Below are 21,456 nucleotides of genomic sequence, written 5' to 3'. Positions count from 1 at the left end.
TCATCACACCTGTTTAAGGGATTTATGGTTTCCATCTTTGTGTGTGGCGAGGACAAGACCCGGCAAATTAGCGACTGGGTTATAAAAAAGGATGTCAGGGGTGCATTCATTCTGACTTGCCATTACCCCTCAAAAAAAACCTACACCCGTCCGCTTGACGACTGCAAAGTCGATCCGACCCGAGAGGTCAACGGCATGCTTCTTTTGAGACGAGGAGGCTATGTTCTGAGTCCCGTCGAGAAAGCGGTGATCTATGGCGAGAAATACGCGCTCGTTCAGTTTCCGGGCAGTTCGGACATCTACCCGTTCAACATGGACAACATCGATTTCGTTTCCCCGACCTCAATCACTGATGAGCCTGCATTCACTTATTTTCGCTCAGTGGCCACAGCCAGGGTCAGCAGCTGCCGCTGCCGGTGATAAAAAGGGCATGGCCGAAAATATTGACCGCCAAATGGGGACTCTTTCGTTGTCTCCGGCCACGGCGCTGCATGCCTACTGCAAAGGGCAGCATGGAAAGCTGGAGTCGTCGGGTAATTTCATCTTTCCTTTCGGCCTCAACGAAAGTCAGCTCAGGGCGGTGGAGCAAGCGTTCCTTTCACAGGTAAGCGTGATTGAAGGTCCTCCCGGTACGGGCAAGACGCAGACTATTCTGAACATCATTGCCAACATCCTTTTGCAGGGAAAAACAGTGGCGGTGGTGTCCAACAACAATTCCGCGGTCGAGAATGTTTATGAAAAGCTAGGCAAGTGTGGCCTGGATTATCTGGTCGCGAGGCTGGGTAAGAACGACAATCAGAAAGAGTTTTTTGCCAACCGTCCTTCTCGACCTTCCACAGATCCTTCACCAGCGCCTGCCATTGAGCATATCCAGGCTGTGCTGCAACAGCTCAAAGGCTACCTGGGCGCTCGTAACGCAGTGGCGCAGTTGCAGATCGAGATTAGCGAACTGGAGATAGAGCGTCGCTACCTTACTGAGTGGCAGCGGGATAACGGTGTGGCCGGTCCTTCTCTGGACAGATATAAACTGTCGCCACAAAAGACGACGGACTTGATGGCTTACCTCGAGCAGCTTGCGAGCGAGCGCATCAGAATCAAGGACCGTATCGAGCTCTTGTTCAATTTCAGAATTTTGCGCACCCGACCCTTCGATAATTGGGACAAGCGCATGTCTGCCTTCTACAGCCTGCAGCTCCATTATTACGACAAGGTCTTGCAAGATAAAAAGACGGAGTTGGCTGCCCATGAAGAAGCGTTGCGACTCGGTAACTTCAAGGCGCTGCTGGAGGAGTTGACCACTTCTTCCATGCTTCACCTGAAACACCACCTGCATCGTCATATCTCTGATGACGATACCTTCGACACCACTTACAGAAAGCGGCTTGATGCGTTCCTGAAGCGCTACCCGGTCATTGGCAGCAGTACGCATTCAATCGTCAACTCCCTTGGCGGCAAGGCTGTTCTCGATTACGTGATTATCGACGAGGCCTCGCAACAGGACATCGTCCCAGGTGTACTGGCACTCAGTTGTGCGAAAAATCTGATCATCGTGGGGGACAGGAAGCAACTTGCACACATCCCGGAAAAACTCGGGCTGGAAGCGTCCGCGCCCTGGTATGACTGTGAGAAGTACAGCCTTTTGGACTCATGCGTCAGTGTGTTCGGCAACTCGATACCGATGACGTTGCTCAAAGAGCACTATCGGTGTCATCCCCGAATTATTCAGTTCTGTAATCAGCAGTTTTACGATAATCAGCTAGTACCGATGACAATGGACAATGGCGAAAAACCGTTGACGCTGCTGGTGACTGCCAAGGGAAACCACACGCGCAACAATTCCAATCTCAGAGAGCTCGACTCTTTATTGGCAGTGCTTGAGGCCGACGGGGAAAGCCTCTGGGAGGGAGAAGATGGCAGAGGGTTCATTGCCCCCTTCAAGAATCAGGCGATGCTTTCAGGTTCCTGCCTGCCAGCTGATTTTGTCAGAGCCACCGTGCATAAATTTCAGGGCAGGGAGTGTGACGAAATTGTCTTTTCTACCGTGCTGGACAAGTACAAAAGCCCGGAGCGCCTGAGTTTCGTCGACGATGCACGTATGGTCAACGTCGCGGTTTCCAGAGCCAAAAGCAGGTTCACGCTGGTCACGGGTGATAACGTTTTCAAAACCAGTAATGGCCATATCGCTGCGCTGATCCGCTACATGGAATATTACGCAGATGACGGGCAGGTCCATCGAGCGCCTGTTATCTCGGCATTCGATCTGCTCTATAAAGAGTACGACCGATCACTTGAGCGTCTCAATAAAAGGCTCAATCCCGATGACTCGTTATTCAAGTCCGAGCAGATTGTGGCGCAGATACTTCGTGAAGCGCTGGCTCAGGAAGCCCGCCAAGGGATCATGTTCCACCGTGAGATCCGGTTGATGCAACTGGCATCGGTGGCCCGCGCAAGCTTCACGGAGAGAGAGCTGGAGTTTATGAGAAATGCTGCGCGATGCGATTTCGTGCTCTATTTCAAGGTGGGTAAGACCCCCTTGGGCGTGATTGAAGTCGACGGTGGTCACCATGACGATCCGTTACAGATTGAACGAGACGCTGTGAAAAACAGCATTCTGAATAAATGCGGTATCCCTTTGCTTCGTTTGCGGACCATCGAGAGCCGTATAGAAGAAAAGGTTGCGGCGTTTCTGGATCAATGGACGCCACCTGCGCGGGATGAAAGTCGGAGAGTTTCGCCGGGTTGAAGGTGGCTCTAACGTTCAGCATGAGGGCCCGTTCATCAAATTGAGCGGTATCGAGACAAGCTATTGTTAAACCAGATTCCGGTGGCTCCAGGCCAAACCAGGCTTGATCGCCTCTTCCAGTGCAGCGTTGAATTCACTGGCAAGCCTCGCCCTGGATCTGCCAGTACCCATTAACCCCAAACCGCGGCGACTCCACTCATGTTCAAACGCATTCTGTCCGCTCTCAGCGGCAAGAAATCTCAAGCTTCAACAGATAACGCGCCTGCTGATACGACGTCGCCAGAAGCCCACGACGGCGAGTTGATCACTGCCTACGACAGTTACGGACGCGAGATAAAGATCACTCGGGCCGAGTGGCGCGAGAAGGTGTTCCTGCCCAATCTGAAGCAGCACTGGGGTGATGCTGACGAGCTCTACAACCTCATTGTTTCGGGCCTGAACGATGGATTTGCGACTGACCTCATGCCAGCAGCCGAACGACTGGTCGAGATCGACGCTAATCCCGAGCGCAGTCATGTGGTGAACGGCATCGTGCTGATGCACAACGCTCAGCTTGATGCTGCTGAAGCCACCCTGCGGGCCGGGATGGCGAAAGTCGGCGTGTCGGGAATCATTCTGACCAATCTGGCCAAGGTGTTTGCCGAGCGTGGCGATCAATCAGTTGCAGAGGCAACGCTATGGCAGGCGGTTGAAGCCGATCCGAATCAAGAGAATGGTGTGATGTGGTGGCTGAGCATCCAGCAGGAGCGGGGCGGCGAGGCGGCCTATCTCGCTGCTCTTCACACAGTAGCGGCGTTGCCGGGCAGTTGGCGTGCGCAGTTGTGGATGGCGCGGCATTACCTGCAACAGCGCAACGTCGCGCAGGCGCGCGTGCTGTATGAAGAAGTGTTGGCAGGTGGCCAGTTCGACCGAAGCGCGCTGCAGATGATCTCGGGGGATCTGGGCAACAATGGCCACATCCCGCTGATCGTCGAGCTTGTCGGGCCTGCTTACGATGAGCACAAACATGATTCGACGGCAGGTCTCAACTTGCTGCGTGCCTATCAGGAGCTGGGCAGGGTGGATGAAGGCGAGGCGTTGCTTACTCGCTTGTATGCCCTCGGCTTTGCGCCAATCAAAAGTCACCTTGACCAGTTTGCGCACGCTTTCGAGGACGTGCGCAGGCAGGAAGACAAAGGCGTTCCGATTGATCCTGCCAGCGTGACGATCAATACCGTGGCGCTTACCAAGCCGGTCTGGCACTACGGTTTGCGCAATGCTGACTGGCTCTTCGCGCAAAAACCGGAAGGTGCGCCAGAAATCGGTTTCTTCGCCTTGTCCAAAATCATGGAGAAAGCAGAACCTGCCGAATCGCAGCGCGAGGATGATATCGGGCGCTATACGCGTGCCATCCCTCTTTACATGGCTGAGTCGGTTCACTACTGGAATGACTATGCAGCCAATTGTTATGTCCAGGTCGCGGAGGGTGCGGGGCCGGTTGTATCGGGGGTTGAAGTCGACGGCAACACATTGTTCGATATCGTCCCGCCAACGACGAAGTATTTCGTGACGGGCGAGGTGGGGTGTTCGGGTGAGGGCGATCAAGCCCAGTGGCGGATTTCACTGAGCCTGTGGAACTGCACGAGCCGCACCCGGCAAACCGTTGAAAACGGTAGTGCAGGCAAAGCGGAACTTGGCGCGCTTGTACTTGATCTTCAACAGCGCTTGCTGGCCGGTATCGGGCTCACGCGTGAGCAACCACTGGATGTGTTTTACCGGCAGCCCACCGCTGAGGTCTTGCCGGTGTATCTGACCCAGTTGGGCCAATCATTCATGCTGACGTTGCTTGCGAACGACCATTTACCCAAGTCGTCGATGTGGGGCGAACGCGCGATGCTCGAATGGCCCCTGAATATGGCGCTCCAGTGGCCTGAGATAGAAACCGCAAAACTGATGTACCTCTCCGGGTTGGGAAAGGCGTTTGATTACAAGTCGGATACAGTGGCCGAGCACAAGCAACGAAGCCTGCAAGTGCTGAGCGAACTGGAACGGGCGAACAGCCCGGCATCGCGCCTCGCACCGCTGATATGGAAAGGGTTTGGCATGCAGGCAGAGTTGCAGGGTCACCGCGCCAATGTACCGACTGATGCAGAGCCGGCATATATCGAATGGCTGGAGCGGGTTAGTCAGTCGTAGCGCGGTTGATTAATGCAAAAAGCCGGAGCGGGCGTCACTGCCTTGCCCGGCTTTTTTACGCCTCAACTTCAGTTCGTGGTATCCACCCTTATCTTTACGCAAATGCAGGTGTATCGTATTCGCCCCTCGCATTTGCATCGCAGATGCGCTCAGTCGTTGTTTTCGAGGTCCCGCCGTTCATGTCCTTTACCCGTCGTCAGATCCTCACAGGCATCGCCGGTCTTGCTGTAGTCGGCCTTGGCGCGGGTGGTGCTTCGCGTTACTGGATGGGGCGTCGCGAGTCGGAAGCGGGGTCGGACTTTGTGTTGATCGCTGCACCGCTGGATATAGAGCTGGTCTCTGGCCACAAGACGCCTGCCTGGGCGTTTGGCGGTTCTGCGCCGGGCACTGAGTTGCGGGTTCGGCAGGGTGAGTGGCTGCGGTTGCGCTTCATCAATCAGTTACCGGTCGAGACGACCATTCACTGGCATGGCATCCGCTTGCCGCTGGAGATGGACGGCGTGCCGTACGTGTCACAGTTGCCGGTCAAACCGGGTGAGTATTTCGATTATAAATTCCGTGTGCCGGATGCTGGCAGCTACTGGTATCACCCGCACGTCAGCAGCAGCGAAGAGCTGGGGCGCGGGCTGGTCGGGCCGTTGATTGTCGAAGAACGTGAGCCGACCGGTTTTGCCCATGAGCGCACGGTCAGCCTGAAAAGCTGGCATGTGGACGAACAGGGAGCGTTCACCGAGTTCAGTGTGCTGCGTGAGGCGGCGCGCGAAGGTACGGCGGGGCGGCTTTCGACGCTGAACGGCGTTCCTCAGGCCGTCATTGAATTGCCAGCCGGGCAGATCACTCGCGTACGGCTGCTCAATCTGGACAATACCGTGACCTACCGGCTCAACCTGCCGGACGCCGAAGCGCAGATTTATGCGCTGGATGGCAACCCGGTCACGCCGCGTCCGTTTGGTGATGAATACTGGCTCGGGCCAGGCATGCGACTTTGTCTGGCGATCAAGGCACCGCCCGCGGGCGAGGAAATTTCATTGCGCAACGGCCCTGTGCGTCTGGGGACGTTCCGGTCAGTCGCCAATAACGACGCGCCCGGCCAATGGCCAGCTGAGCTGCCGGCCAATCCGGTGGCCGAGCCGGATATGGATAACGCCGAGAAGATCAATTTCAACTTCGAATGGGTGGGCTCAATGTCGGTCAACACCGACAACGGCAAGCCGCCCAGCTTGTGGCAGATCAACGGCGAAGCGTGGGACATTACCGACAAGACTTGCGCCGACCGGCCTATCGCCAAATTGAAGTTGGGCAAGAGCTACATCTTTGAATTGAAGAACATGACTCAGTATCAACACCCGATTCACTTGCACGGCATGAGTTTCAAGGTGATCGCGTCCAATCGGCGCAAGATCATCCCGTACTTTACCGACACGTTCTTGCTGGGCCGCAACGAGCGGGCGCGGATTGCGCTGGTGGCGGATAACTCCGGTGTGTGGATGTTCCACTGCCATGTGATCGATCACATGGAAACCGGCCTGATGGCCGCCATCGAGGTGTCGTGATGCGTCAGCCGCAAATCATCGACCGCAGCAAGGATCAGGACTTCATGCGCGAGGCACTGGCGCTCGCCGCGCAAGGCGCATTGCTGGGCGAAGTGCCCGTCGGTGCAGTCGTGGTGCAGAACGGCGAGATCATTGGTCGTGGTTACAATTGCCCGATCAGCGCAAGCGACCCCAGTGCGCATGCCGAAATGGTCGCTATTCGTGATGCCGCCAGGGCGCTGGACAATTATCGGCTGCCAGGCAGTACGCTTTACGTGACGCTGGAACCATGCAGCATGTGCGCCGGGTTGATCGTGCATTCGCGGGTGGCGCGCGTGGTTTACGGCGCGCTTGAGCCCAAGGCAGGCATCGTTCAAAGCCAGGGGCAGTTTTTCAGTCAGGGCTTTCTCAATCACCGCGTGCTGTTTGAAGGCGGGGTATTGAGCGAGGAATGCGGGGCAATGCTGAGCGAGTTTTTCAGAATGCGCCGGGCTGCCAAGGATGCAGATAAAAACCAGGGCGGCGTCTAGAGCGCAGGCTTGTCGGGGCTACTGCCTGAAGCAGGTGCAGGCGGCGCAGGTGGTTGGGTCTTGTCGACACCGGGAACATGCAGGTTGCCATCGGCGACCTGGCTGCCCTCGAGCTGAGGCTGCGTGACCCAGGTCAGAATGTCGTAATAACGACGAATGTTGGCAACGAAATGCACCGGCTCGCCGCCTCGGGCGTAGCCGTAACGCGTTTTGCTGTACCACTTCTTCTGCGCCAGACGCGGCAGCATTTTTTTCACGTCCAGCCATTTATCAGGATTCAGCCCCTCGTTCTGGGCCAATTTGCGCGCATCTTCGAGGTGACCGCTGCCAATGTTGTAGGACGCGAGAGCTAGCCAAGTGCGATCTGGCTCTTTAATCGAGTCGTCCAACTGATCCTTTACGTAGGCAAAATACTTTGCCCCGCCCTGAATGCTTTGTCGCGCGTCGAGCCTGTTGGTCACGCCCATCGCCTGAGCGGTGTTCTGGGTCAGCATCATCAGGCCGCGCACACCGGTTTTCGAGGTAACGGCCGGTTGCCACATTGATTCCTGATAGCCGATGGCGGCCAGCAATCTCCAGTCGACCTGTTCTTTCTTGGCCGATGTCTGAAAGTGTTTCTCGTATTTGGGCAGGCGTTCCTGCAAATGCTGGGCAAAGGTATAGGCGCCAACGTAGCCAAGTACATCGACGTGGCCGTAGTAACGGTCTTTCAGACGTTGCAGCGTGCCATTCTTCTCGACCTTGTCGAGGTAAGCGTTGATTTCGTTGAGCAGGCTGTTGTCTTCGCCCGGTGCAACCACCCAGCGTTGTTCGCGGGCTTCGCCCAGGTCGAAGGCTACACGCACGTTGGGAAAGTACACCTGGTTCATCGCCAGCTCGTTGGAGTCGACCAGCGTCAGGTCAATCTGGCCTTCATCGACCATACGCAGGAGATCGACGACCTCGACCGCGTCCGACTCTTCATATTCAAGGCCGGGATTCTGCGCCTTGAGCGCCGCAAGCTGCTCGGCATGCGCGCTACCTTTCAGGACCACGATACGTTTACCCACCAGGTCGCCCGGGTCGGTGGGACGCGACTGGCCGTTGCGGTAGACAACCTGAGGGGTCACTTCCAGATAAGAGTGCGAGAAACGCGCCTGTTGCTTGCGCTTTGGCGTCTCGATCAGGCCCGCAGCACCCAGGACCGGACCGCCCGGTTTGTTCATCTGGTCGAACAGATCGTCCAGATTGTCGGCCGTTTCGATCTTCAGTTCGACGCCCAGATCATCGGCGAAACGCTTGACCAGCTCGTATTCGAAGCCGGTTTCGCCGTTGCGATCCTGAAAATAAGTCGCCGGGCTGTTACGGGTGATCACCCGCAGCACGCCGTCCTCCTTGACTCGCTCCAGTGTGGTGGGTTTCTCCACACAGGCGCCGAGCATCAGGAAGAGTCCGGTTGCGATGAGCCACTTGGCGCAACGTGGGCGGAAATCTGGTCTGAAGAACATCGGTGCAGTATACGCAAAGCGCACCGGGCGCCATATCTCGACAGTGAAGCCTGCGTCTGATAGGCGAGGGGGTTTTACAGGCATTTTCAGACTTTTTTTGCCTGGAGCGACATTCGGGCGCACCCGATGCCGCCGTTTTGGGTGATCAAAGGCCCGCTTTAGGCTAGAATGTGCGGCCTCAAAGCACACCCCCTTCTCGAGGCTGTCCCGAAGATGTTGATCCTGCGCGGTGCTCCTGCCCTTTCTGCCTTCCGCTACAGCAAATTACTAGAACAACTGAAACAAAAAGTTTCAGCTGTCAGTGGCTTGTACGCCGAATTCGCCCACTTCGCGGACGTCAACGACGTTCTTACCAGCGAAGAACAGCAGGTTCTCGACCGTCTCCTGAAATACGGCCCCAGCGTGCCGGTTCAAGAGCCGAGCGGCCGTCTGTTTCTGGTGTTGCCGCGTTTTGGCACCATTTCACCTTGGTCGAGCAAGGCCAGCGACATCGCCCGCAATTGCGGCCTGACGAAAATCCAGCGCATCGAGCGCGGGATTGCCTTCTATGTAGAAGGTCAGTTCAGTGAGGCCCAGGCTCAGGCAATCGCCGACAGCCTGCACGACCGCATGACGCAACTGGTGTTGGGCGATCACGAGCAGGCCGCTAGCCTGTTCAGCCACGCCCAGCCCAAACCGCTGACCGCGGTGGACATTCTGGGTGGCGGCCGCGCGGCGCTGGAAAAAGCCAACGTCGAGCTGGGCCTGGCCCTCGCTGAAGATGAAATCGATTACCTGATCACCAGCTTTAACGGTCTCGGGCGCAACCCGCACGACATCGAGCTGATGATGTTTGCCCAGGCAAACTCCGAGCACTGCCGTCACAAGATTTTCAACGCCAGTTGGGATATCGACGGCCAGAGCCAGGAAAAAAGCCTGTTCGGCATGATCAAGAACACCTATCAGATGCACAGCGAAGGCGTGCTGTCCGCCTACAAGGACAACGCTTCGGTGATCGTCGGCAACGTTGCCGGCCGCTTCTTCCCGGACCCCGAAACCCGCCAGTACGGCGCGGTGCAGGAGCCGGTGCATATTCTGATGAAGGTCGAAACTCACAACCACCCGACTGCCATTGCGCCGTTTCCTGGCGCAGCGACCGGTTCCGGCGGCGAGATTCGCGACGAAGGTGCAACCGGTCGCGGTGCCAAGCCCAAGGCAGGTCTGACCGGTTTCACCGTGTCCAACCTGCAGATTCCCGGTTTCGTGCAACCTTGGGAAGTGCCATACGGCAAGCCCGAGCGCATCGTCACCGCGCTGGACATCATGATCGAAGGTCCGCTGGGTGGCGCGGCGTTCAACAACGAGTTCGGCCGTCCGGCGCTGACCGGCTACTTCCGTACCTTTGAGCAGTCCATTACCACGCCGCACGGCGATGAGGTTCGTGGTTATCACAAACCGATCATGCTGGCTGGCGGTATGGGCAACATCCGCGAAGATCACGTCCAGAAGGGCGAGATCACTGTGGGTTCCAAACTGATCGTGCTGGGTGGCCCGGCAATGCTGATCGGCCTGGGCGGCGGCGCGGCGTCCTCGATGGCGACCGGTACAAGTTCTGCCGACCTGGATTTCGCTTCGGTTCAGCGTGAAAACCCTGAGATGGAGCGTCGCTGTCAGGAAGTGATCGACCGCTGCTGGCAGCTGGGCGACCGTAACCCTATCAGCTTCATCCATGACGTCGGTGCCGGTGGTCTGTCCAACGCCTTCCCGGAACTGGTCAACGATGGCGATCGTGGTGGGCGTTTCGAACTGCGTAATGTGCCCAACGACGAGCCGGGCATGGCCCCGCTGGAAATCTGGAGCAACGAATCCCAGGAGCGTTACGTGCTGGCCGTCGGCGTCGAAGATTTCGACCGTTTCAAGGCCATCTGCGAGCGCGAGCGCTGCCCGTTTGCGGTTGTCGGCGAGGCCACTGCCGAGCCGCAACTGACCGTTACCGACAGCCATTTCGGCAACAGCCCGGTGGACATGCCGCTGGAAGTGTTGCTGGGCAAGGCGCCGCGCATGCACCGTTCGGTCGAGCGCGAAGCCGAGATCGGCGATGACTTCGACCCGAGCACGCTGGATATCGAAGAAAGCGTGCAACGTGTACTGCGTCACCCGGCAGTTGCCAGCAAAAGCTTCCTGATCACCATTGGTGACCGCAGCATTACCGGTCTGGTTGCTCGCGATCAGATGGTCGGCCCGTGGCAGGTGCCTGTGGCTGACTGCGCCGTGACCGCGACCAGCTTCGACGTCAACACGGGCGAAGCCATGGCGATGGGCGAGCGCACGCCGCTGGCTCTTCTGGATGCTCCGGCTTCGGGCCGTATGGCGATCGGCGAAACGCTGACCAACATTGCGGCCTCACGTATTGAAAAGCTGTCTGACATCAAACTGTCGGCCAACTGGATGTCGGCTGCCGGTCATCCCGGAGAAGACGCGCGTCTTTATGACACCGTGAAAGCGGTGGGCATGGAGCTGTGTCCGGAGCTGGGTATTACCATTCCGGTGGGCAAGGACTCGATGTCCATGAAAACCCGCTGGAGCGATGAAGGCACTGAGAAGAGCGTGACTTCGCCGCTGTCGTTGATCGTGACCGGCTTTGCGCCAGTGGTCGACATTCGTCAGACCCTGACGCCTGAATTGCGCATGGATAAAGGCATCACTGACCTGATCCTGATCGATCTGGGCCGTGGCCAGAACCGCATGGGCGCTTCTATTCTCGCCCAGACCCACGGCAAACTGGGTCGTGTGGCACCAGACGTCGATGACGCTGAAGACCTCAAAGCCTTCTTCGCCGTGATTCAGGGCCTCAATTCAGACGGTCATATCCTCTCCTATCACGACCGTTCCGACGGTGGTCTGCTGGTCAGTACGCTGGAAATGGCCTTTGCCGGTCACTGCGGCCTGAACCTGCACCTCGACGGTGTGGCCGACAACGTTTCCGAGCTAAGCGCGATCCTCTTCAACGAAGAGCTCGGCGCGGTCATCCAGGTGCGTCAGGACGCGACTCCGCTGGTGCTGGCGCAATTCAGCGCTGCCGGTCTGGAAGATTGCGTTGCGGTGATCGGTCAGCCGATCAACAACGACGAAGTCTCGATCAGTTTCCATGGCGAGCCGGTCTTCAGCGGCCAGCGCCGTCTGCTGCAACGTCAGTGGGCCGAGACCAGCTATCAGATCCAGCGCCTTCGCGATAACGCTGAATGCGCGGATCAGGAATTCGATGCGCTGCTGGAAGAAGACAATCCGGGCCTGACCGTCAAACTGGGCTTCGACGTTAACGAAGACATCGCTGCGCCGTACATCAAGACGGGCGTCCGCCCTCAGGTTGCCGTGCTGCGCGAGCAGGGTGTCAACGGTCAGGTCGAGATGGCGGCAGCCTTTGATCGCGCAGGCTTCAATGCGATTGACGTGCACATGAGCGACATCCTTGCCGGTCGTGTCGACTTGAACGACTTCAAGGGCATGGTTGCCTGTGGCGGCTTCTCCTATGGCGATGTGCTGGGTGCCGGTGAAGGCTGGGCCAAGTCGGCACTGTTCAATAGCCGCGCCCGCGATGCGTTCCAGGGCTTCTTCGAGCGTGCCGACAGCTTCACGCTGGGTGTGTGCAACGGTTGCCAGATGCTGTCCAACCTGCACGAGCTGATTCCGGGCAGCGAGTTCTGGCCCCATTTCGTGCGTAACCGCTCCGAGCAGTTCGAAGCGCGCGTGGCAATGGTTCAGGTTCAGGAGTCGGCGTCGATCTTCCTGCAAGGCATGGCCGGTTCGCGCATGCCAATCGCCATCGCTCACGGTGAAGGTCACGCAGAGTTCCGCAATGAGGACGCGCTGCTTGAGGCGGACGTGTCCGGTACTGTGGCACTGCGCTTCGTCGATAACCACGGCAAGGTCACTGAAACCTACCCGGCCAACCCGAACGGCTCGCCGCGCGGTATCGGCGGCATGACCACCCTGGACGGTCGCGTGACGATCATGATGCCGCACCCGGAACGCGTGTTCCGCGCGGTGCAGAACTCGTGGCGTCCCGAGGACTGGAACGAGGACGCTGCCTGGATGCGCATGTTCCGCAACGCACGGGCCTGGGTTAACTAAGGCGCATGTACAAGCTCGCCTTCTTTGTTCCTCCGAGTCATGTGGACGAGGTCAAGAGCGCTGTATTCGCTGCTGGTGCAGGGCGAATCGGCGCTTACGATCACTGTTCATGGCAAGTGCTCGGCCAGGGCCAGTTCCGCCCGCTGAATGGCAGTCAGCCATTTGTCGGGCAGAGCGGAGTGGTCGAATCGGTGGAGGAATGGAAGGTCGAGCTGGTCGTGGCTGATGATCTGATTCAGCAAGCAGTGTTGGCGCTCAAGCAGAGCCACCCCTACGAAACGCCTGCTTACGAAGTATGGCGGCTGGAAGAGTTCTGAGGGGCTGTACTGGCCTCTTCGCGAGCAAGCTGGGCGCGTCGCCCGGATGCCCCCACGATGTAAACGATTGACAGCTATCGTGCGACGCTCCGCGTCGGCATGCCGTTCTGGACGCTCTGCGTCTGATCCTGACTGCTCGCTGCAATGATCAAGGCCGAATCTCGATCATCGTCCCGTCTTTCACCAGATCCCATATCTCCCGCATGTCGTTGTTCTTCAGCGCGATGCATCCGTTGGTCCAGTCCAGCGTGTGGAAGTACCATTCCGGGTACTCTTCATCCACCGGCGTGCCGTGAATCATGATCATGCTGCCCGGTTTCACGCCTTCGCGACGTGCCCGTGCCGAGTCCGAAATGTTCGGGTAGGAAATGTGCATCGACAGGTTGTAGTTATTGCTGGGCTTGCGCCAGTCGAGCCAGTAGAAACCTTCTGGCGTGCGTTGGTCGCCTTCCTGCAATTTGGTGCCCTTGGGGTTCTTGCCCAGAGAAATTCGATAGGTCTTCAGCGCCTCGCCACCGCTGATCAGTTGCAACTGGCGAACCGATTTGAGCACCAGCACCTTGTCGATCGGCTTGCTGGCAATACTCTCGGTATTGATGACTTTATTGTTGATGATTTTCTGTTCGCTGCCCTTGGGCACGATGGTCTGGGTAAACGCAGCCTGCGAAAGCGGTACGAATGACATGCAAAAGAAGGCGAACAACCAGCGCATTACGATTTCCCTGAAGGTGCTTCTTTCTATAAAAAGCGCCGATATTGTGTGCGACCCTGACTCTCAGGTGTCCAGCAACGGACGTGACGGGGGAAGGGCGCTGGTATGAACCGGGTAGACCTGCCGACGCCGATCCGCGAAGAAGTATTCTAGGGTACGTCCGACTGTCATGAAAGCTAGGTCCGACCACGGAATGTCGGCTTCGTCGAATAACTGTACTTCAAGACTCTCGATTCCTGCGGCAAACGCCTCAGTCGCCATTTCTGCCCGATAGAACACATGCACCTGATTGATATGCGGAACGTCGATCAACGTGTACAGATGCAGCTCGGTCAGAGTGGCGCAGGCTTCCTCGATGGTTTCGCGCCGGGCGGCCTGTTCGATGGTTTCGCCGTTTTCCATAAAACCTGCCGGCAGTGTCCAGAAGCCCAGGCGCGGTTCTATGGCCCTGCGGCACAGCAGGACCTTGTCGCCCAGCGTCACCAGACAGCCCGCCACGATGTTCGGATTCTGGTAATGAATGGTGTGACAATGCTCGCAGACATACCGCAATCGGCTGTCGCCTTCGGGAATACGCTGGATAACGGGGTTGCCGCACTGGCTGCAAAATTTCATGGGGTCAGTCGATAGTGAACGCAGTCGCTATCTTGGCCTGTCGTGCTGCGGCTCGGCAACCCTCTGTGTGACAGGAGTTGCCTTGCGAGGGGTTGGGCGCAACCTCGCTTTGGTGCATGATGCCAGACAGGCAACAGATCGAGATTTCCCATGCTGGATGAGCTACTTCGCCGTGTAGTCAGTCATACGCCCGAAACCCTCGACTCGGATCGACGATTCCCCGAGGCGGCTGTTCTGGTGCCTGTCACCCGCAGTGAGCAACCCGAGCTGATTTTGACCTTGCGTGCCAGTGGTCTGTCGACACATGGTGGCGAAGTGGCTTTTCCGGGGGGACGACGCGATCCAGGCGACCCGGACCTGATTTTTACTGCCCTGCGCGAGGCCGAGGAAGAAATCGGACTGCCTCCCGGGCTGGTCGAAGTAGTCGGCCCGTTAAGCCCGCTCATCTCCAAACATGGCATCAAAGTCACGCCGTATGTCGGTGTCATACCTGACTTTGTCGAATACCAGCCCAATGACGGCGAGATCGCGGCGGTGTTCAGCGTACCGCTGGAGTTCTTCCGTCAGGACACCCGTGAACATACGCACCGCATCGATTACGAAGGCCGCAGTTGGTACGTGCCCAGTTACCGTTACGGCGGTTACAAGATCTGGGGGCTTACCGCGATCATGATCGTCGAGCTGGTCAATGTGCTGTACGACACCAAAATCAGTCTGCATCATCCGCCCGAACGCTCGACCACCTGAACCTGAGTGGCTTGCTGCAGAAGTGCTGTCGACAGGAAGTGCTGTTCATAACAATCCGTACCCATGAGTACGACCCGCCTGAGGAAGCTGCATGAAATATCGCCTGGGGGAATCCCGTGTCCAGACCGACCCGCAGAGCTGGGTTGCTCCCAATGCGGTGCTGATCGGTAATGTCAGGCTGGAAGCCGGAGCAAGTGTATGGTTCAACGTGGTGTTGCGTGGCGACAACGAGCTGATCCATATCGGCGAAAACAGTAACGTGCAGGATGGCACAGTAATGCACACCGACATGGGCTCGCCCCTGAGCATCGGCAAGAGTGTGACCATTGGGCATAACGCGATGTTGCATGGCTGCAGCGTTGACGATTACAGCCTGATCGGCATCAACGCGGTCATCCTCAACGGGGCGAAAATTGGTAAATACTGCATCATCGGCGCCAATTCGTTGATCGGAGAAAACAAGGTCATTCCCGACGGGTCGCTGGTCATGGGGTCTCCGGGCAAAGTGGTGCGCGAACTCACCGACGTGCAGAAGAAAATGCTGGAAGCCAGCGCCGCCCATTACGTACACAATGCCCAGCGTTACGCCCGTGACTTGGTTGTGCAGGAAGAGTGATGAGCACTGATACCCCGATTGAAAAGCCGGTCCGTTCTCCCTGCGTGAGCATTTGTGCGCTCGATGAGCAGGACATATGCACCGGTTGCCAGCGAACCGTGAACGAGATCACCCGGTGGAGCCGGATGAGCAACGACGAGCGCCGTGTCGTGCTGGGGCTGTGCGACGAGCGCGCCAGGGCCAGCGGGTTGATGTGGACGGTGGGCGGGGCACGCTCACGTTCCCATGGCCTTACAGGAGCGAACTTGCTCGTAAAGAGGCCGGTGCAGTAGAAGAATTTGCTGCGTTTGGAATATAGCCTTCGCGAACAAGTTCGCTCCCACAGGTTATCCGTGGGCGTTGTGGGAGCGAACTTGTTCGCGAAGAGGCCGGTGCAGTCGATGCATTATCTTCGTCAGAAATAGCGCTTTCGCCTACGCCTGGGCACGGTCCTTGCCCGCGTTTGCTATCATTGCCGCTCGCTTGCACAGGCCCAAACCCTCCATGCTTTTCCTGATCGCTTACATCGGCAGTGTCGTGCTGATCAACTTCGCCTTCTCCAGTGCGCCGCATCTGGACATCATCTGGTCTGCCTGGGGCGGTCTGGTGTTTGTGTTGCGCGATATGGTGCAGATTCGCTTTGGTCATGGCGCGATCATCGCCATGCTGGTGGCGCTGGTGCTTTCGTATGTCACCAGCGACCCGACCATTGCCCTGGCCAGCGCCACTGCGTTCGCGGTCTCCGAGTGCATTGACTGGCTGGTGTTCAGCATCACCAGACGCCCGTTGCGTGACCGGTTATGGATCAGCTCGGCACTCAGCATCCCGCTGGATACCTTTATCTTCTTCGGCATGATCGACGCGCTGACTGCACCGGTCGTGCTCACTGCGCTGGCATCGAAGTTCGCCGGCGTGACCCTGGTCTGGATGATCATGGCCTGGCGAGCGCGCAACAACGCTTGTCCGGGCTGAGCGCCCATTTACCGGGGCTTCGTGGTAAATTGCGCGCCTTTCTCCACAGCGGTTGCTTGCATAAGGCAGGCAGCCCTCGATATCTGCTTCACGAGGACCTGAGATGACTCAAATCGGAACTCCACTGTCGCCCACCGCGACTCGCGTACTGTTCTGCGGCAGCGGCGAACTGGGCAAGGAAGTCGTGATCGAGCTGCAGCGCCTTGGCGTTGAAGTGATCGCTGTTGACCGTTATGAGAACGCGCCCGCGATGCAGGTTGCTCATCGCAGCCATGTGATCAACATGCTCGACGGTGCTGCGTTGCGTGCAGTCATCGAGGCCGAGAAGCCGGATTTCATCGTTCCGGAAATCGAAGCCATCGCCACCGCAACCCTGGTTGAGCTTGAGGCCGAAGGCTTTACCGTGATTCCGACCGCGCGCGCCGCGCAACTGACCATGAACCGCGAAGGCATTCGTCGTCTGGCGGCCGAAGAGCTGAAACTGCCCACCTCGCCTTACCACTTTGCCGACACCTTCGAGGCGTACAGCAAGGCTGTCGAAGACCTCGGTTTCCCTTGCGTGGTCAAGCCGGTCATGAGTTCGTCGGGCAAAGGGCAGAGCCTGCTCAAGAGCGCTGATGACGTGCAGAAAGCCTGGGATTACGCGCAGGAAGGCGGTCGCGCTGGCAAGGGCCGCGTCATTGTCGAAGGTTTCATCGACTTCGATTACGAAATCACCCTGCTGACCGTGCGTCACATCGGTGGCACCACGTTCTGCGCGCCGGTTGGCCATCGCCAGGAGAAGGGCGACTATCAGGAATCCTGGCAGCCGCAGGCCATGAGCCCGGTAGCGTTGGCGGAGTCCGAGCGTGTTGCAAGGGCAGTGACCGAGGCATTGGGTGGTCGTGGCATGTTTGGCGTCGAGCTGTTCATCAAGGGCGATCAAGTGTGGTTCAGCGAAGTCTCGCCACGCCCGCACGACACCGGTCTGGTCACTCTGATTTCTCAGGACCTGTCGCAATTTGCCCTGCACGCTCGCGCAATTCTCGGCCTGCCGATTCCGTTGATCCGCCAGTTCGGGCCATCTGCTTCCGCAGTGATTCTGGTCGAAGGCCAGTCCACTCAGACCGCTTTCGCCAACCTCGGCGCGGCGCTGGCCGAGCCTGACACCGCGTTGCGTCTGTTCGGCAAACCGGAAGTCAACGGTCAACGCCGCATGGGCGTCGCCCTGGCTCGCGACGAGTCCATCGAAGCCGCGCGGGCCAAAGCGACCCGAGCGTCGCAAGCGGTAGACGTAAAGTTGTAAGGGCGCAGCTGCAAGCTACAAGCAGGAGTGTGGTGCTCTTGCTTGCAGCTTGAGGCTTATAGATCCCTATCCCGAGTTTCCTTCAGGCTCAACACCGCCAGCACGCTGATCAGCGCAGCTGCAGATACATACCCGCCCACCCAGCTCAAGCCGCCCATCGCCACCAGTTTCTGGGCGAAGAAGGGGGCAACCGACGCGCCGACGATTCCGCCCAGGTTGTACGCCGCCGATGCGCCTGTGTAGCGAACCTGTGTCGGGAACAGCTCTGGCAGCAGCGCGCCCATGGGGGCAAACGTAATGCCCATCAGAAACAGCTCGATGCATAGAAACAACGCAACAGCCCAAGTGCTGCCGTGGGTTAAGAGTGGTTCCATGGTGAAACCTGACAGAATCGCCAGCACACCGCCAACAATCAGTACCGGCTTGCGCCCGAAGCGGTCGCTTGCCAGTGCAGCCAATGGCGTGGCAGCCGCCATGAACAGCACCGCAAAGCACAACAGCCCCAGAAACGTTTCACGGGTATAGCCCAACGTGGCCACGCCGTAACTCAATGAAAACACCGTCGAGATATAAAACAGCGCATAACAGACGACCATCGACGCTGCACCAAGCAGCATTGGCCGCCAATGCTGGCTGAAGGTTTCCACGATCGGCAGGCTGACGCGTTGGTGACGGGCCATGGCCTTGGCGAAGACCGGAGTTTCTTCCAGCTTCAGGCGCACATACAGCCCGACCATGACCAGCACGGCGCTGAGCAGAAACGGGATTCGCCAGCCCCACGCGCGAAACTGCTCGTCGCTCAGGGTCATGGCCAGTGCCAGAAACAGGCCATTGGCGGCCAGAAAACCGATTGAAGGTCTCAACTGTGGAAACATGCCGAACCAGGCGCGTTTGCCTTTCGGGGCGTTCTCGGTCGCCAGTAGCGCAGCGCCACCCCATTCCCCACCCAGGCCAAGCCCCTGACCGAAGCGCAGTACACATAGCAGAATCGGTGCCCACGCGCCGATAGTCGCGTAACCGGGCAATACGCCGATCAGCGTGGTGCAGATACCCATCAGCAGCAGCGACGCCACCAGGGTCGATTTACGCCCGATCCGGTCGCCAAAATGACCGAACAGCGCCGACCCGAGCGGGCGTGCGAGAAAGGCGATACCGAAGGTCAGAAATGACGACAGCATCTGTGCCGTACCTGAGGTCTGCGGGAAAAACACCGGACCTATCACCAGCGCGGCGGCAGTGGCGTAAACGTAAAAGTCGTAGAACTCGATAGCCGTGCCGATAAAGCTGGCTGTGGCGACGCGGGTTGCCGAATTCACCGGTTTTACGGACTCGGTGTTATTTTCGCGAGAGAGCGGGGTGCTGGTCATGCGGATTCCCTGGCTGTCGACTCGCCGGGCGGCAAGGACCGTGCTCCGGCTAGCATTCATTATTGTGATTGTGGGTAAAGCGTCGAGCAGAGTAACCCGAATGGGTCGAGAGACAAGGGTGTCGCCGGGATCTATTTGAAGGCAGAAATCTATTTGAAGGTGCGAACGAGGGTGTTCTGCCACATGGCCACGCGCTTGACGCGATTGTCTTCGGTCTCGAGGATTTCCAGCCGGTAAGGCCCTATTTTCAGGCAGACCGGAGCCTCTGGAATGGTTTCCAATGCTTCGGTAACCAACCCGTTAACGGTTTTCGGACCATCCGAAGGCAGGTGCCAGCCAAGGCTTTTATTGAGTTCGCGAATGGATGCAGCACCTTCTACCTCAAGGCGTCCGTCTTCCTGTTGCTTGACGTGGGGGTTGTCCAGCCGCTGCTCGCTTTCGAATTCGCCGACGATTTCTTCAAGAATGTCTTCAAGGGTGACGATACCCAGCACTTCCCCGTACTCATCAACCACCACGCCGAGGCGGCGCTGCTGTTTGTGGAAATTCAGCAGTTGCAACTGCAACGGAGTGCTTTCCGGAACGAAATAAGGCTCGTAGCAGACTGCCAGCAACTGCTCTTTGGTCAGTGTGCCTTTGGGCAGCAGGTGGCTGATGTCGCGTGTATTGATGACGCCCTGAACCTGATTTATGTCGTTGTGATAAACCGGCAAGCGTGTGTGACGTGAAATGATCAGGCGCTCGATGATCAGCTCCATCGGATCATCAAGGTTGACGCCATCCACCTCGTTGCGCGGTATCAGGATGTCATTGACCGTTATGCTGTCCAGTGCGCGGATGCCCGACAGCACGCTGGCGCGCGGATAATGCTCGTGAACAATGTCGTGGCGGTTGGTTTTCTGCACATCGTCTTCAAAGTTCTGCTCCTGTTGCTGCACGTGGCGTGACAGAAACGGGCGCAGCAGCGTCTTGGCGAGCACGTTGAACACGTAGGCCAGCGGCCAGACGATCTTCATTGGAATGCGCAGTACGCCATTGCCCAGTAGCAGTGTCGAGACAGGATGACGGTTCGCCAGGCGGCGCGGTATGTATTCGGCGAACACCAGCATGACGCTCACGGTACCCAGCCATGCCACGGTCGGGCCGTTGTAGAACCAGTAATTGGCAGCAATCAGTGTTGCGATTACGGTGATCAGCACTCTTATCAGCGTATTGCCCAGGATCAGGCTGTTCAGGTTGAACGCCAGCTCGGGAAGCGGCGCGGCCTTGTCCGAACGGCTGGCGGCGCGCATTGCCTTGAGTTGGTGGTGCGCGGCTTCGACTGACGTCAGCAGACCAGCCCAGAGCATAAGGAGGGCGAGGACGCCAAGCAGTGGGCCAAGGGGCAGATTATCCATGATCAGGGCCCGTCAGATGTGCAGGATGAATTCGCGTACCAGCTTGCTGCCGAAGTAGGCGAGCATCAGCAGGCAGAAGCCGCCCAGGGTCCAGCGAATGGCTTTGTGACCTCGCCATCCAAGGCGGTTGCGCCCCCACAGCAGTACGCTGAATACGACCCAAGCCAGGCAAGCCAGCAGGGTCTTGTGCACCAGATGCTGGGCAAACAGGTTTTCAACGAACAGCCAGCCGGAAATCAGCGACAGCGAAAGCAGCGTCCAGCCAGCCCAGAGAAAGCCGAACAAAAGGCTTTCCATGGTTTGCAGCGGCGGGAAGTTCTTGATCAGTCCGGAAGGGTGCTTGTGCTTGAGTCGGTAGTCCTGCAACAGCAACAGCAACGCCTGGAATACGGCAATGGTGAACATTCCGTAAGCCAGCAGCGACAGCAGTATATGGCTCAGGATGCCGGGTTCTTCCATGATCGGCTGTACGGTGCCGCTGGGGGCGAACTGAGCGAGCAGCACGGTCACCATTCCCAATGGGAACAGCAGCACCAGCAGATTTTCCACCGGAATGCGTGACGTGGCGATCAGGGTCACAACGATCACTGACGCGGCAATCAGGCTGGCGGAGTTGAAAAAGTCCAGACCCAGGCCGACGGAATGCGTCAGTTGGGAAAACAGACCGATGGCGTGTGCGATCACCGCCAGCGTACCGAGCAGGCAAAGCAGCCGCTTGTCGGGCTTGACGGCCTGGCTCAGGCGCAGGCTCTGATAGACGGTCGCAGCGGCGTACAGAACGGCGGCGGCGAGGCTGGGAAGCAGGCTGGGTGGCAAAGGGGACATAGATCCTGATGGACGGGCCTGAAAAGACGTTGAGTTTGGCATAGAAC

At 58.1% G+C, this 21,456-nt stretch carries 15 protein-coding genes and 2 pseudogenes; 11 read left to right on the top strand and 6 right to left on the bottom strand.

The window, feature by feature from the left end:
• Nucleotides 1-24 precede the first annotated feature (24 nt).
• From LJU29_RS20300 to tadA, 4 genes and pseudogenes are all read left to right on the top strand, one after another.
• Nucleotides 25-2,743, top strand: a pseudogene (locus LJU29_RS20300) (DEAD/DEAH box helicase).
• Between the two features lie 198 nt (nt 2,744-2,941).
• Nucleotides 2,942-4,918, top strand: coding sequence for a tetratricopeptide repeat protein (locus tag LJU29_RS20295; RefSeq protein ID WP_257111120.1), 1,977 nt, complete (start codon nt 2,942-2,944; stop codon nt 4,916-4,918).
• Between the two features lie 179 nt (nt 4,919-5,097).
• Nucleotides 5,098-6,471 (top strand): multicopper oxidase family protein, encoded by a 1,374-nt coding sequence (locus LJU29_RS20290; protein ID WP_257111119.1) that lies wholly within the window; start codon nt 5,098-5,100, stop codon nt 6,469-6,471.
• Nucleotides 6,471-6,980, top strand: a complete 510-nt coding sequence (tadA, locus tag LJU29_RS20285) for a tRNA adenosine(34) deaminase TadA (RefSeq protein ID WP_004656314.1) — start codon at nt 6,471-6,473, stop codon at nt 6,978-6,980. Before LJU29_RS20290 ends, tadA begins: the two co-directional genes overlap by 1 nt.
• On the opposite strand, the gene mltF is transcribed toward tadA, so the two are convergent.
• Nucleotides 6,977-8,467 (bottom strand): membrane-bound lytic murein transglycosylase MltF, encoded by a 1,491-nt coding sequence (gene mltF, locus LJU29_RS20280; protein ID WP_002552508.1) that lies wholly within the window; start codon nt 8,465-8,467, stop codon nt 6,977-6,979. The two genes, tadA and mltF, sit on opposite strands and share 4 nt — an antisense overlap.
• Nucleotides 8,468-8,680: 213 nt before the next feature.
• On the opposite strand from mltF, the gene purL reads away from it, so the two are divergent.
• Together purL and LJU29_RS20270 are read left to right on the top strand one after the other, a co-directional pair.
• Nucleotides 8,681-12,577, top strand: coding sequence for a phosphoribosylformylglycinamidine synthase (gene purL / locus LJU29_RS20275; RefSeq protein ID WP_257111118.1), 3,897 nt, complete (start codon nt 8,681-8,683; stop codon nt 12,575-12,577).
• Nucleotides 12,578-12,582: 5 nt separating this feature from the next.
• Nucleotides 12,583-12,894, top strand: coding sequence for a YqfO family protein (locus LJU29_RS20270; protein ID WP_004656323.1), 312 nt, complete (start codon nt 12,583-12,585; stop codon nt 12,892-12,894).
• Between the two features lie 148 nt (nt 12,895-13,042).
• Here LJU29_RS20270 and LJU29_RS20265 read toward each other — a convergent pair.
• Both LJU29_RS20265 and LJU29_RS20260 read right to left on the bottom strand, forming a co-directional pair.
• A pseudogene (locus LJU29_RS20265) lies at nt 13,043-13,465 on the bottom strand (L,D-transpeptidase family protein); the annotation flags it as partial.
• A gap of 204 nt (nt 13,466-13,669) precedes the next feature.
• The gene (locus tag LJU29_RS20260) at nt 13,670-14,221 is read right to left on the bottom strand and encodes an NUDIX hydrolase (protein WP_002552512.1); all 552 of its coding nucleotides are present in this window, start codon (nt 14,219-14,221) and stop codon (nt 13,670-13,672) included.
• 150 nt (nt 14,222-14,371) lie between these two features.
• Here LJU29_RS20260 and LJU29_RS20255 point away from each other — a divergent pair, with 150 nt between their 5' ends.
• From LJU29_RS20255 to purT, 5 genes are all read left to right on the top strand, one after another.
• Nucleotides 14,372-14,968 carry a CoA pyrophosphatase gene (locus LJU29_RS20255; RefSeq protein WP_005732461.1) on the top strand — a complete coding sequence of 199 codons (597 nt, stop codon included), beginning with the start codon at nt 14,372-14,374 and terminating at the stop codon, nt 14,966-14,968.
• A gap of 91 nt (nt 14,969-15,059) precedes the next feature.
• Nucleotides 15,060-15,584 (top strand): gamma carbonic anhydrase family protein, encoded by a 525-nt coding sequence (locus LJU29_RS20250; protein ID WP_004656329.1) that lies wholly within the window; start codon nt 15,060-15,062, stop codon nt 15,582-15,584.
• A complete protein-coding gene (locus LJU29_RS20245; protein WP_257111117.1) occupies nt 15,584-15,856 on the top strand; it encodes a DUF1289 domain-containing protein in 273 nt (90 codons plus the stop codon). The genes LJU29_RS20250 and LJU29_RS20245 overlap by 1 nt, the downstream gene beginning before the upstream one ends.
• Before the next feature lie 211 nt (nt 15,857-16,067).
• Nucleotides 16,068-16,535, top strand: a complete 468-nt coding sequence (locus LJU29_RS20240) for a preQ0 transporter (RefSeq protein ID WP_004666056.1) — start codon at nt 16,068-16,070, stop codon at nt 16,533-16,535.
• Between the two features lie 103 nt (nt 16,536-16,638).
• Nucleotides 16,639-17,820: a formate-dependent phosphoribosylglycinamide formyltransferase gene (purT, locus tag LJU29_RS20235; protein WP_002552516.1), complete on the top strand. Its 1,182-nt coding sequence runs from the start codon at nt 16,639-16,641 to the stop codon at nt 17,818-17,820.
• Between the two features lie 56 nt (nt 17,821-17,876).
• On the opposite strand, the gene LJU29_RS20230 is transcribed toward purT, so the two are convergent.
• The 3 genes from LJU29_RS20230 to LJU29_RS20220 form a co-directional block, all read right to left on the bottom strand.
• The gene (locus LJU29_RS20230; RefSeq protein ID WP_257111116.1) at nt 17,877-19,187 is read right to left on the bottom strand and encodes an MFS transporter; all 1,311 of its coding nucleotides are present in this window, start codon (nt 19,185-19,187) and stop codon (nt 17,877-17,879) included.
• 149 nt (nt 19,188-19,336) lie between these two features.
• On the bottom strand, nt 19,337-20,584 hold the full coding sequence (locus LJU29_RS20225; RefSeq protein ID WP_005732466.1) for a CNNM domain-containing protein: 1,248 nt from the start codon (nt 20,582-20,584) through the stop codon (nt 19,337-19,339).
• A gap of 12 nt (nt 20,585-20,596) precedes the next feature.
• On the bottom strand, nt 20,597-21,409 hold the full coding sequence (locus LJU29_RS20220) for a cytochrome C assembly family protein (RefSeq protein WP_002552519.1): 813 nt from the start codon (nt 21,407-21,409) through the stop codon (nt 20,597-20,599).
• Nucleotides 21,410-21,456 lie beyond the last annotated feature (47 nt).

Origin of the sequence: Pseudomonas ficuserectae (genome assembly GCF_024584585.1) — a bacterium.
In the GTDB taxonomy this organism is placed as follows: domain Bacteria; phylum Pseudomonadota; class Gammaproteobacteria; order Pseudomonadales; family Pseudomonadaceae; genus Aquipseudomonas; species Aquipseudomonas amygdali.
Note: the sequence above shows the minus strand (reverse complement) of the source record. Positions and strands in the feature narration are given on the sequence as shown.

What these genes read in the sequence shown, in the direction of transcription:
- LJU29_RS20290 (WP_257111119.1), top strand. Translation starts at nt 5,098, where the DNA reads ATGTCCTTTACCCGTCGTCAGATCCTCACAGGCATCGCCGGTCTTGCT.
- LJU29_RS20250 (WP_004656329.1), top strand. Translation starts at nt 15,060, where the DNA reads ATGAAATATCGCCTGGGGGAATCCCGTGTCCAGACCGACCCGCAGAGC.
- LJU29_RS20220 (WP_002552519.1), bottom strand. Translation starts at nt 21,409, where the DNA reads ATGTCCCCTTTGCCACCCAGCCTGCTTCCCAGCCTCGCCGCCGCCGTT.
- LJU29_RS20245 (WP_257111117.1), top strand. Translation starts at nt 15,584, where the DNA reads ATGAGCACTGATACCCCGATTGAAAAGCCGGTCCGTTCTCCCTGCGTG.
- LJU29_RS20230 (WP_257111116.1), bottom strand. Translation starts at nt 19,187, where the DNA reads ATGACCAGCACCCCGCTCTCTCGCGAAAATAACACCGAGTCCGTAAAA.
- LJU29_RS20225 (WP_005732466.1), bottom strand. Translation starts at nt 20,584, where the DNA reads ATGGATAATCTGCCCCTTGGCCCACTGCTTGGCGTCCTCGCCCTCCTT.
- LJU29_RS20240 (WP_004666056.1), top strand. Translation starts at nt 16,068, where the DNA reads ATGCTTTTCCTGATCGCTTACATCGGCAGTGTCGTGCTGATCAACTTC.
- tadA (WP_004656314.1), top strand. Translation starts at nt 6,471, where the DNA reads ATGCGTCAGCCGCAAATCATCGACCGCAGCAAGGATCAGGACTTCATG.
- LJU29_RS20255 (WP_005732461.1), top strand. Translation starts at nt 14,372, where the DNA reads ATGCTGGATGAGCTACTTCGCCGTGTAGTCAGTCATACGCCCGAAACC.
- LJU29_RS20295 (WP_257111120.1), top strand. Translation starts at nt 2,942, where the DNA reads ATGTTCAAACGCATTCTGTCCGCTCTCAGCGGCAAGAAATCTCAAGCT.
- LJU29_RS20260 (WP_002552512.1), bottom strand. Translation starts at nt 14,221, where the DNA reads ATGAAATTTTGCAGCCAGTGCGGCAACCCCGTTATCCAGCGTATTCCC.
- purL (WP_257111118.1), top strand. Translation starts at nt 8,681, where the DNA reads ATGTTGATCCTGCGCGGTGCTCCTGCCCTTTCTGCCTTCCGCTACAGC.
- LJU29_RS20270 (WP_004656323.1), top strand. Translation starts at nt 12,583, where the DNA reads ATGTACAAGCTCGCCTTCTTTGTTCCTCCGAGTCATGTGGACGAGGTC.
- mltF (WP_002552508.1), bottom strand. Translation starts at nt 8,467, where the DNA reads ATGTTCTTCAGACCAGATTTCCGCCCACGTTGCGCCAAGTGGCTCATC.
- purT (WP_002552516.1), top strand. Translation starts at nt 16,639, where the DNA reads ATGACTCAAATCGGAACTCCACTGTCGCCCACCGCGACTCGCGTACTG.